Origin of the sequence: uncultured Brachyspira sp. (assembly GCF_944390595.1) — a bacterium.
Classification (GTDB): Bacteria; Spirochaetota; Brachyspiria; order Brachyspirales; family Brachyspiraceae; genus Brachyspira.
This window is the reverse complement of sequence record NZ_CALXRN010000100.1, coordinates 1-10,160: the sequence shown is the minus strand read 5'-3', so window position 1 is coordinate 10,160 and position 10,160 is coordinate 1. Positions and strand designations below refer to the sequence as shown.

General features: G+C 25.7%; 12 protein-coding genes and 1 pseudogene. 4 read left to right on the top strand and 9 right to left on the bottom strand.

The annotated features are described in order from the left end of the window. Positions 1–236, bottom strand: a pseudogene (locus Q0J90_RS05245) (hypothetical protein); the annotation flags it as partial. A 160-nt stretch (positions 237–396) separates the two neighbouring features. Here Q0J90_RS05245 and Q0J90_RS05240 point away from each other — a divergent pair. Then, positions 397–1,257, top strand: a complete 861-nt coding sequence (locus Q0J90_RS05240; RefSeq protein ID WP_297276898.1) for a DUF368 domain-containing protein — start codon at positions 397–399, stop codon at positions 1,255–1,257. Between the two features lie 35 nt (positions 1,258–1,292). Here Q0J90_RS05240 and Q0J90_RS05235 read toward each other — a convergent pair whose 3' ends face one another. The 6 genes from Q0J90_RS05235 to Q0J90_RS05210 form a co-directional block, all read right to left on the bottom strand. Continuing rightward, a complete protein-coding gene (locus Q0J90_RS05235) occupies positions 1,293–1,859 on the bottom strand; it encodes a hypothetical protein (RefSeq protein ID WP_297276897.1) in 567 nt (188 codons plus the stop codon). A 56-nt stretch (positions 1,860–1,915) separates the two neighbouring features. Then, a complete protein-coding gene (locus Q0J90_RS05230; protein WP_297276896.1) occupies positions 1,916–2,431 on the bottom strand; it encodes a YfbM family protein in 516 nt (171 codons plus the stop codon). Between the two features lie 100 nt (positions 2,432–2,531). Then, positions 2,532–2,795: a hypothetical protein gene (locus Q0J90_RS05225; protein ID WP_297276895.1), complete on the bottom strand. Its 264-nt coding sequence runs from the start codon at positions 2,793–2,795 to the stop codon at positions 2,532–2,534. 86 nt (positions 2,796–2,881) lie between these two features. Beyond that, a complete protein-coding gene (ftsA, locus tag Q0J90_RS05220; protein ID WP_297276894.1) occupies positions 2,882–4,132 on the bottom strand; it encodes a cell division protein FtsA in 1,251 nt (416 codons plus the stop codon). Between the two features lie 107 nt (positions 4,133–4,239). Further along, complete coding sequence (locus Q0J90_RS05215; protein WP_297276893.1) at positions 4,240–4,740, bottom strand: hypothetical protein; 501 nt, start codon at positions 4,738–4,740, stop codon at positions 4,240–4,242. Between the two features lie 4 nt (positions 4,741–4,744). Further along, positions 4,745–5,413: a hypothetical protein gene (locus Q0J90_RS05210; RefSeq protein WP_297276892.1), complete on the bottom strand. Its 669-nt coding sequence runs from the start codon at positions 5,411–5,413 to the stop codon at positions 4,745–4,747. 243 nt (positions 5,414–5,656) lie between these two features. Here Q0J90_RS05210 and Q0J90_RS05205 point away from each other — a divergent pair, with 243 nt between their 5' ends. From Q0J90_RS05205 to Q0J90_RS05195, 3 genes are read left to right on the top strand one after another with little or no spacing between them, the layout of a single operon-like run. Beyond that, on the top strand, positions 5,657–6,337 hold the full coding sequence (locus Q0J90_RS05205) for an ATP/GTP-binding protein (protein ID WP_297276891.1): 681 nt from the start codon (positions 5,657–5,659) through the stop codon (positions 6,335–6,337). Between the two features lie 10 nt (positions 6,338–6,347). Beyond that, on the top strand, positions 6,348–7,112 hold the full coding sequence (locus Q0J90_RS05200; RefSeq protein ID WP_297276890.1) for a hypothetical protein: 765 nt from the start codon (positions 6,348–6,350) through the stop codon (positions 7,110–7,112). Positions 7,113–7,138: 26 nt separating this feature from the next. Further along, positions 7,139–8,134: a glycosyltransferase family 9 protein gene (locus Q0J90_RS05195; RefSeq protein ID WP_297276889.1), complete on the top strand. Its 996-nt coding sequence runs from the start codon at positions 7,139–7,141 to the stop codon at positions 8,132–8,134. A gap of 226 nt (positions 8,135–8,360) precedes the next feature. Here Q0J90_RS05195 and Q0J90_RS05190 read toward each other — a convergent pair whose 3' ends face one another. Both Q0J90_RS05190 and Q0J90_RS05185 read right to left on the bottom strand, forming a co-directional pair. Further along, positions 8,361–8,888 (bottom strand): metallophosphoesterase, encoded by a 528-nt coding sequence (locus Q0J90_RS05190; protein WP_297276888.1) that lies wholly within the window; start codon positions 8,886–8,888, stop codon positions 8,361–8,363. Positions 8,889–8,893: 5 nt separating this feature from the next. Continuing rightward, on the bottom strand, positions 8,894–9,910 hold the full coding sequence (locus Q0J90_RS05185; protein WP_297276887.1) for a hypothetical protein: 1,017 nt from the start codon (positions 9,908–9,910) through the stop codon (positions 8,894–8,896). Positions 9,911–10,160 lie beyond the last annotated feature (250 nt).

The following is a 10,160-nucleotide window of genomic DNA, read 5'->3' as shown; positions in this document are numbered from 1 at the left end:
TATCCTGTAGCTATAGGATCTTTTTCTGTACCTTGAATATATTCATTAGTATATTTAGTTGTATCAAAGTTAATATCAATATCTGTATTATTTGTAGTTGTCGGATTAATATATACTTGATTAGTTTCTGTTTGATTAGTTTGAGTATTTTCTGCTGTTTCTTTGTTTCCGCCGCCGCAGGAAATTATAGCAATCATTAAAATAAAAATAGAAATAACGGAAAGAACTGCTTTCATTTTTTACCCTCTTTATGTATATTATTTTTTATAATAAATTAAAATTATTTAAATATCAATTAAAACATTGTAAAACTATTGTAAAAAATACTTGCTTTAAATTTATATATAATATATTCTTTTTTTCGCAAATTAATAAAGAATAGGATTGTAATAGTTTATGAATTTAACTGGAATGATGAATTATATATATACTTCTATTAAAGGTTTTATTATAGGAGCTTCAATGTTGGTGCCAGGATTCAGCGGCGGTACTATGGCAATGATACTTGGAATATATGATAAATTAATTGCTTCTTTAAGCGGGATTTTAAGTTTCTCAAAGAATGAGAATTATTTTTCTAAAAATAAAATTAACTTTTTATTTTTAATATTTTTTTGCGTAGGTTCTGTTTTGGGAATGGTTATAGTTTCAAAGCCTTTATCTAATATAATAGAAAAATATTATACGGTTTCTTCATTCTTTTTTATGGGAGCTGCTTTAGGAGGATTTAATACAGTTTATAATAAAACAAAATCTTATAAATTCGATTTTTTAAGTATTATATACATTCTTCTAGGTGCCGGCATAGTATACTTAATATCAATAATACCGGAAGGGTTTTTCAGCAGTTCAGGAGACAGAAGCGAAGTCTTTATGTATTTTATACTTATAATTGCCGGTCTTATTGTGGCTATTGCGATGATATTGCCTGGCATAAGTGTTTCATATATGTTTCTGCTTTTGGGTATATATAGGGAAACTATTGACGCAGTTCATAATTTATATTTCCCATATTTAATTCCTTTGGCTGTAGGCTCTATTTTAGGTGTTGTTCTTACTACTAAAATTTTAGAATATTGGATGGAGCATTATGTTAAATCTTCTTATTTAATAATATCCGGTTTTGTATCGGGTTCTATTATACAAGTTTTTCCAGGACTTCCAAAAGGTATTGAATGGGTATTATGTCCTATAATGTTTTTAGCAGCTTATTTACTTATAAGACTATTACAGAAATTTGATCCTGATAATAGATGAAATAAATAATATATAATTAATATAAATAAAATATATTACTCATAAATTATTTTTATATTATAAGTATTAAAATAATAAGGATATCTGCTGAAAAGTTCTATATCAAAAGTTTTTATACTGCTATTTATTTCTTTAAAATTTTTGATTTTTTTACTTCCATTTAAATAAAAATCAATTTTTAAAAATGAGCTTATATTTCTTTCATTTATTTCATCAAAAATATTTTTATTTATTTTTATTGTAAATGATTTATTTTCTTTTACAGCTTTATAATTATTGTATCCTTCTGTAATTTCTACATTAAATAGAGTAGGGTATATATTCATTTTATATGTGTTTAATATTCTGTTTGATTTAATTATATTTATTTCTAGTATTTGTATATTATATTTTTGATTTTGTTTTGTATTGATTTTTAATTCTATATTTGCATATCTGTCAAATGTTTTTATATATAAATTATTTGTATTAAAATTATTATCTTCTAAAAATAAATTATAATTATACTCATCTTTATGAAAACCAATTATATTTGATTTTTCTCTGTATATATCATAGTCTTTATATTTTAAATCACTTAATTTATAAATATCATCATTCATTACAGAAAAAGCATTTATATAAAAAATAAATGTTATAAAGATAAAATATTTAAACATTATTGGTCAACTGTAAATATAGCAGATCTGTTTGCTTCTGAAGCATTTTTCCAAAACTCTATACTTCTGTAAAAATAATCCCAAGTATATTCAAAATCTTCATCGCTTAAAGGATATTCATAATCTTTTTCATCTATTTTAAAATATTTTTCTTTGAATTGTTCTTTTGTTATTGTTTCTATTTTTGAGGCAATATCTTTAACTGCATTTGCCTTTTTTAATGTGATAATATAATCTTCCTCATCATCTCCGTTTCCGTATAAAACATCTCCGCCCATTATAATAGAGCCTAAAGGATAATTATCATCGCCGAATACTAAAAGCCCATCGCTGGAAAGACATCTATGCATAGCGTCCCAAGATTTATCAAGTTCATAAACATATTTTGTATGCTTTTCAAAATAAATTTCTTCTAAATACTCAGAAATAAAATCAGGTCTTTCAAACCTTGAAGTTTTTAATAATTTATTTAAATCTTTATCACTTAAAGCAAATAATACACCAAGACATCCCATTGATATACCTCCATAATAATTAATTGATTATATAAAAAAATTACAATTTGTCAAAATTTATAGTTTTAACTTAACTATTGAGATGTGAAATTAGAATATTTTATAAAAAATAATTAGCAGCAAATATAATTCCTGCTAGAATTATACTATATATTAAAGACATTTTTATTTTTATAGTTTTAAGAAAATATATAACTAGGAATAGAGAAAAAATTAATGCTGCAATAAAATAGTATCTTTTGATGCCGTTGTTTACTATAATTAAGCTGATTGAAGCTGCTAAATTACTAATCATAACTATTCTTGCCAGTATAAGCTGCATTGTTATGGCAAGAATATCATCTTTATTTGGTTCTTGTTCCATTATTAAGCCTTAATATGTATGTTATTTTAATTATATATATAAAGGTTTAAAAATCAAATATATTTATGATTAATAAATTTAAATAATTATTTAAAAAACTCAGAGAATGGATTTTTAAAATTAAATTTAAATTTACTTTTTTCATTTTGCTTTTTATGGGAAGGAATATTAACCTGCGTAGCTTCATCTAAACTCATCATAAGTATTCCTATAACCGCAGAATAAGCTGGATTATTTGAAATATCTTTTATACCTTCTATCTTATCAGGTACTCCTATTCTAGCAGTAATAGGTGCTGCCCCTTTAACAGCTGTTTGATAAGCCTTAGCTAGTTCAACAAGTCCAGGAAGCAAAGCACCGCCTCCAGTGAATACCATACCAGCAGAAAGAGAATCAATATACTTCATTTTACTTAATTCTTTTCCGCATAAACTGAATATTTCTTCTACTCTAGGCTGTATTATTTCTGTTAATACTCTTTTAGGCAAAGTTTTTAATTGTCCGCTTGCAGTAGGAACTTCAATAATTTCCTTTTCTCCAACCATATCTATGAAAGCAAATCCATGATCTCTTTTTAATCTTTCTGCAGAAGGTATAGTTATTCTTAATCCTTCGGCTATGTCATTAGTTATATGCTGACTTCCTACAGGTATTACAGCTGTATGCCACACAGATCCTTCTAAATATACCATCATTGAAGTAGTAGAATGTCCTATATCAAATACTACAACACCAAGTTCTTTTTCATCTTCAGTAAGACAGGCTTCTGCACTTCCTCTTATATTTACTATAAAGTCTTTTCCGGAAAAACGCATTTTATTTAAAGTTTTTCTTAAATGCTCGCTTACATGCTTAAGACCTGTTATTATATGTACTTTAGTTTCTAATCTTGTTCCGGACATTCCTATTGGATTTTTTATTTCATCCTGTCCGTCTAATGAATATTCCTGTTCTATAGCTTCTATAATTTCTCTGTCAGCAGGTATTAATATATTTTTAGCACTGTCTAAAACTCTATCAACTTCAGCTATTGTAACTTCTTTATCTTTTGTATTAACGCCTATTACGCCTTTACTGTTCAAACCTTTTATATGATCTCCGCCTATAGTTGCAATTATATCAGGAGCTTGTAAGCCAGCCATGTGTTCAGCTTCATTTATAGATTTTTCTATAGCATTAGCAGCAGCATCTATATTAATGATTACCCCTTTTTTGATGCCTTCACTTTCGCTTTCACCTATTCCTATAACATCTAATTTATCATCATTAACACGGGCGATGATAGTTTTTATTGATGCACTTCCTGCATCTAGTCCAGCGATAATTGGCTCTTTCAAGATAAACTCCTAAATAATAATGATATTATTATGTTAATATTTTCGGAAAAAAATGCGGTATTATTAATAGTTATTTATTTATTGTTTTAGGCATTATAGAGTATATATTATAATACAACCCATCTATTATTTTCATAAGACATTACAAAAGTTTGTCTGGCTTTTGATGTGGTATCTTCGACTCTGTCATATACAGAAGAATCAACATCTATATATGCTTTTTTACCATCTAATTTTATATCATAAACTTTATCTATTGTAGTTTCAAATTCGAAATCAAGCGAAGGATTGCTTTGTACATATTCATCAGCATTTTTTATATTTCTAGTTTTTCTTAAAATTTCTTTATAGTTAGTTGAATAAAATTTTTCATAAGCAATACGTACACTTTCTTCATTATAAGGTAAAGCATAAAATTCTTTTAGAGATGATAAAGCTAATTTTTTTAATTTATCTTCATTATAATCTTTAATCTCTATATTTTCTTTATGTTCTTCATTATCTTTTAAAACTATTTCCACTCTTTTTACATTCTTACCTTTATCATTTCCGCTGCATGATATTAATGGTAAGATTAATAATGATATTAACAATATATATTTATACATTTATTTATAGTCCTTCTAATATGGATTTTCTTGTGTTTTGAGGAGGAGCTTCCTCTTTTTCTTTTATTCTAACATCTGAAGTTGTTGTGACATTATTCATATTTATATATTTAACAACGCTTGGTCTTTCTAATATTATTCTTATATCTCCATTCTGCCAAGCTACAGTATTGGCATCTAAAAAAGCACCTTTCGTATATTTGGCATTTAACGCAGATAGTAATTCTAAAAAATCAACTTGATTAGACTGAAAATTTATGGTTATAGAATATAGAGCATCATCTTTGAATATAAAATATCCGCTTTTATAAAATTTATTTTCTTCTAATGCAATAAATGTAGCACTTTCTTCGGCTGATAAATCTACAGTTCCAGTCATATATTGTTTAGGCAAAGTCATTGTATTGTCGCTTAATATAGCATTTATTGTATCCTGTCTGCTTGCACCTAATGTTATATTTTTAAACCCTGTTATAGGAGTAGTTATTACAGCAGGTTTTCTTCCCATTACAGCATCATTAGTTATATACTCATTATTATTTTGATTATTTTCTTCTGCTGCAGCTGTATTATTATTGTTATTATTATTTGGAACATAGGCGTCATTAGTTGCATATTGTGCGAATATACAAGAAGTATATAAAAGCATCAAAATAAATATATATTTTTTCATTTCTTATTCCTAAAACAATTATTCTATACTCAATTAAAAAATACAATCTTATCATATAATATCGACTATATTTTTATTTTCAAGTATAAAAAATTATTTTTTGTATTCTTTGATATATTAAATTTGACATTATAAAAAATAATATTTATAATTCTAAAATTAATTTAAGTAAAAAAATTGAAAAAAGTCTAAAATATAGTATATTTATTAAATATAAGGTATGAAATTAGGGAATGACTTTTTATGGATTATAACAGAGTAACAATTATATGCGGACATTATGGGGCAGGTAAAACTTCTTTTTCTATAAACTATAGTCTTTATATTAGAAGTCTAACCGCAGATCCTATTTATATAGCAGATTTAGATGTTGTTAATCCATATTTTAGATCAAGGGAGCATGCAAAATACTTAGAAAGTAATAATATAAAGGTTATAGGAAGCTATTTGCCTCAATCCGGATCTGATTTGCCTGCTGTATCTGCTGAAGTGTATTCTATTTTCAATAAAAAAGATATTATTGGCATAATTGATATGGGAGGTAATTCTGTAGGAAGTCTTCCTTTTGCTACTTTTAGGGATAAAGTTGATACTAATGAGACAGATGTATTATTTGTATTAAATGCTAATAGAAAAGAGAATTCAACTTTTGATTATGCCTTAGGACATTTAATATCTATAGAGAGTGCTCTTGGATTAAAAATAACTGGTATAATTAATAATACTCATTTAATGCATGATACTTCTATGGAAGATATCAAAAGAGGTGAGAATATAGCATCTGAAATTTCAAATGAAAAAAATATTCCAGTTAAGTTTACTTGTGTAAGCAGAGATTTTTTGAATAAAAATAATGGAGTGGATAGTAAATATAGGCTATTTATAATGGATTATGATATAAAAAGTATAGGAAATGTTATATAGTTTTTGATTTATGGATTATAATAATGTAAAATTATATGAGATAGCGTCTATGCTGTCGCCTAGTGTATATGAAACTATATTTTATAGTCAATATCAGGGGCGTTCAGATAAAGATGCTATTATATTGGATGATGAAACATTTGAAAAATGTTATGTCTCTGATAATGTATATAAAAATTTTTTATTTTCTAATTCTATGAGATTGGGCAGAAGCATTGATTATATAGGACTTAGTCAAATGCATAGTGCTGTTATAAAAGAAATAAGTATATCAAATAGCCAAGTTAAAATTAAACTACTAGATACTGCTTTAACTAATTTAGCAAATACATTAATATCAATGAAAAGCATAGATGTTAAGGTGCCTAATTTTTACCTTCACATAATATTTAATAACGTAAATTATTATTCTAATAACTATATAGATGAAAATGAAAAATTAATACCTACAGATGAAAGTGTGATTAATTCTATATATATTCAGGATCAATTAACTTTTGTAAATGATAAATATATTGAGATGGTTATTTCTTCTCAAAACAGCCAAACTAAGCTATTAAGATATATGATATTTAATTGCGGTAATATAGATGTTATTGATGATTCTAAAGATTCATGGAAAAATACTTTTAAAAATGACTTTTCTATGCTTTATGAATATTTTATCAATGTCAGAAAATCTAATAATTTAATAATGGAAGGAAGTGCTTATAAAAATATAATAAATGGTTATGAAAAATTTATGAATGATTTTATAGATTTGGATGACTTATAATTTTATGTTTTTATATTATTTTATTTATGGATAATATACAAAATTTACTTATACATTCGCCTAATTGGCTTGGAGATATTGTTATGTCTATGCCTGCAATTTCTCTAATAAAAGAAAGATATAAAGATATAAAAATAACTGTAATGGCTAAAAAATCAATGTACGGTATATTTACAGTAAGCGATTTAGTTGATGATTGCATAGAAGTTAAAAATTTTCAAAATTTAAGAAAATATAATTTTGATGCTGCTTTGCTTTTTCCTAATTCATTTGAAAGTGCTTTTAGAATTTTCGGACATGGTATAAAAAGACGTATAGGATATAAGGCAGATTATAGAAATTTTATGTTAACTGATGCTGTTGATAGAAAAGATGTAAGATGGGCACATACTGCAGATTATTATGTTAATTTACTAAAAGCTATTGGAATAGATAAAAAAAGACCTACAATAAAATTAAATATAAAAGATGAAATACTTAATAAAGCAAAAGAGTACATGAAAGAAGTGAATCCAGATAATAAAATGGTATTTGCTTATGGTATAGGTGCTACTAATAGTCTTGGAAAGATTTGGAAAGAGGAATATTTTGCAGAGGCTGCAAATTATTTATCAAATAAATATGATGCTTTGACATTATTTATTACAACTCCGAATGAAAAAGAGATTTCTGATAAAATATCAGCAATGCTTATTAAAGATCCTATAATACCATATATGTCTCTTGATATGATAGCTGCTGTTTTAAGTTTATGCAAAGGATTTATAGGCAATGATTCAGGAGCTATGCATGTTGCTTCTATAGTGGGTATACCAACTTTGGCTTTATATTTTGCAACACCATCATATCAAAATTCTCCTATAGGTATTAACAGTCATGTTATAGAGAAAAAACCTGATAATTCAGCTTGTATATGCGGCGGAAAAAAATGTGGGATTAATACTTTTGAGTGCAGAGAAGTTGTAAAACCAAAAGAAGTAATAGATATATTTGAAAGAATTATCAATGTGTATAATCATTAATTTTAATAAAAAATATTTTTACTTATAATTTAATATCGATATTTAATTATATTAATGCAACATTTAGTACATTAAAATAGTAATTTATTTATAAAATTTTATAATATTAAAAGTTTTAATTTAATTAAATACTAATAATTTTTGCAATAATATAAAAAATAATAGAAATATATTTTATATTTGCAATAAATTTTTTAATATGTTATTAACAAATTTTTTAAGTTAGTTATATTAATTGTAATTCTTTTAATATATTTTCTAATGAAATAGGGCAAAAATTATGTATATTGCATGAGGCATTAAAAGCTAATTTATTATAAAATATTTTTTTATGTATATGTCCATGTATGTGTAATGTTCCTCTATGCATGCCGTCCCACTCATATATTGGATAATGACATAATGCTATATCTATTGTTTTAGAATTTTTATTTTTTATGTTTGTATGGAGCAAATAATAATCTTTTATGAATATAAATAAATCTCTGTCAAAATTTTTATTTTTTAAAAAATTATCATTATTGCCTATTAACAAATATTTTTTGCCGTTAAGTTTAGATAATATACTTTCTGTTTTTATATATCCTTTTTCATTAGAGAAATCTCCTAATATATAAACTTCATCATCATTTGATATATTATTATTCCAATTATTAATTAAAACAGTATGCATATCATCCAAACTTTTAAAGCATTTTCTAGTTTTTAATATACTGTGTGAATTAAAATGAGTATCTGAAATAAAATAAATCATAGTGATTATCTTATATGGAATATACTTTTCTTTTGTTTTCCTTTTGTGATGGTATTTTTTATCCAAGAACTGTTGTCATTCATGGAAATCCATCTTCTTTCTTCAACTCTGTAATGCCAATCTTTATCTTCCTGATAATATATTTGTATTCCGGTACCTTCATGTATGTTTAATATTTCATTATCATGATAATTGAGTTCATCATAATCTGTGCATGATTTCTGCCCCATTTCTGAGTAATATTCATTTAATGACATTAATGAATCATTAAGTTTATTGTCCATGTCTTTTACATTAAGTCCCAATTTTTGAGCTTCTTTTATTGTTATAGGGTAGCTGTGAGAAGGATATTCTGAATTAAGCGAATTTGATATACTGTCTATTAGTTTTTGATCCTTCATGTGATATGAGAGAATATCCTTGCATAGTTTTACTGATAAACTAGATGCTCTATCAACTGCTCCTAAAACTAAAGGGTGTATGTATTTATATATATGTTCATAAGGATTATTATCATTTGTTGAAGACTGCTCTTTCCACAATTTTATTACTCTGGATAATTCATCTTGACTTACATAAACCATGGTATTGTTTTTATTTACAGGTGAAAGTTCATGCTGCAATGATGTATCTACAGCAGTTATATAAGCCAAAGGTCCCATTTGTATTTCATCAGCCCCAAGGCATAACATAGTAGCAGCACTTGCAGCCTCTAAAGGCAATAATGCTATTACTTTTTTAAAAGACTGTCTAAGCAAATGTACTATTCTAAGAGAAGCCTGTCCGCTTCCTCCTGAACTTTTTATAAAGAAGTATATTTTATCGCATTTATCAATATATTTTAGTATATCTGAAAGCACAATTACATCATTTTGGCATACGCTTCCGCCATTGGAGTTCCAATAAGCTAGTAAAGGAGCATCAAGCTGTTTAGTTATTTTACTAATAAGTTCCTGAGTTTTTGAAAATAAAATAGGCGGTTTTATAGTTTTTGCTTTATTTTGTGTTTTTTTTGAAGACATAATTTATCCTTTTTCTTTTCAATTAATTTACATAATTACATTTTTGATTAAGATTATATATTAATAATAGATAATATCAAATAATGAATTATTTTTTTACTCAAATTTGCTTGACAAATTAAGGAATTTAGTGTATAAAAGTTATATTATTATGCTTATTAATTAGTACAAGGAGTGCAATAAATTATGAAAAAGTTATTCGTAGTATTAACTTCCATTTTTATCGCTGCATCTGCTTACGGTTTAACAA

Coding starts and splice junctions, on each gene's coding strand:
- Q0J90_RS05225 (WP_297276895.1), bottom strand. CDS start 2,795: ATGGAACAAGAACCAAATAAAGATGATATTCTTGCCATAACAATGCAG.
- Q0J90_RS05240 (WP_297276898.1), top strand. CDS start 397: ATGAATTTAACTGGAATGATGAATTATATATATACTTCTATTAAAGGT.
- Q0J90_RS05235 (WP_297276897.1), bottom strand. CDS start 1,859: ATGAATGATGATATTTATAAATTAAGTGATTTAAAATATAAAGACTAT.
- Q0J90_RS05190 (WP_297276888.1), bottom strand. CDS start 8,888: ATGATTTATTTTATTTCAGATACTCATTTTAATTCACACAGTATATTA.
- Q0J90_RS05200 (WP_297276890.1), top strand. CDS start 6,348: ATGGATTATAATAATGTAAAATTATATGAGATAGCGTCTATGCTGTCG.
- Q0J90_RS05185 (WP_297276887.1), bottom strand. CDS start 9,910: ATGTCTTCAAAAAAAACACAAAATAAAGCAAAAACTATAAAACCGCCT.
- Q0J90_RS05215 (WP_297276893.1), bottom strand. CDS start 4,740: ATGTATAAATATATATTGTTAATATCATTATTAATCTTACCATTAATA.
- Q0J90_RS05230 (WP_297276896.1), bottom strand. CDS start 2,431: ATGGGATGTCTTGGTGTATTATTTGCTTTAAGTGATAAAGATTTAAAT.
- Q0J90_RS05210 (WP_297276892.1), bottom strand. CDS start 5,413: ATGAAAAAATATATATTTATTTTGATGCTTTTATATACTTCTTGTATA.
- Q0J90_RS05195 (WP_297276889.1), top strand. CDS start 7,139: ATGGATAATATACAAAATTTACTTATACATTCGCCTAATTGGCTTGGA.
- Q0J90_RS05205 (WP_297276891.1), top strand. CDS start 5,657: ATGGATTATAACAGAGTAACAATTATATGCGGACATTATGGGGCAGGT.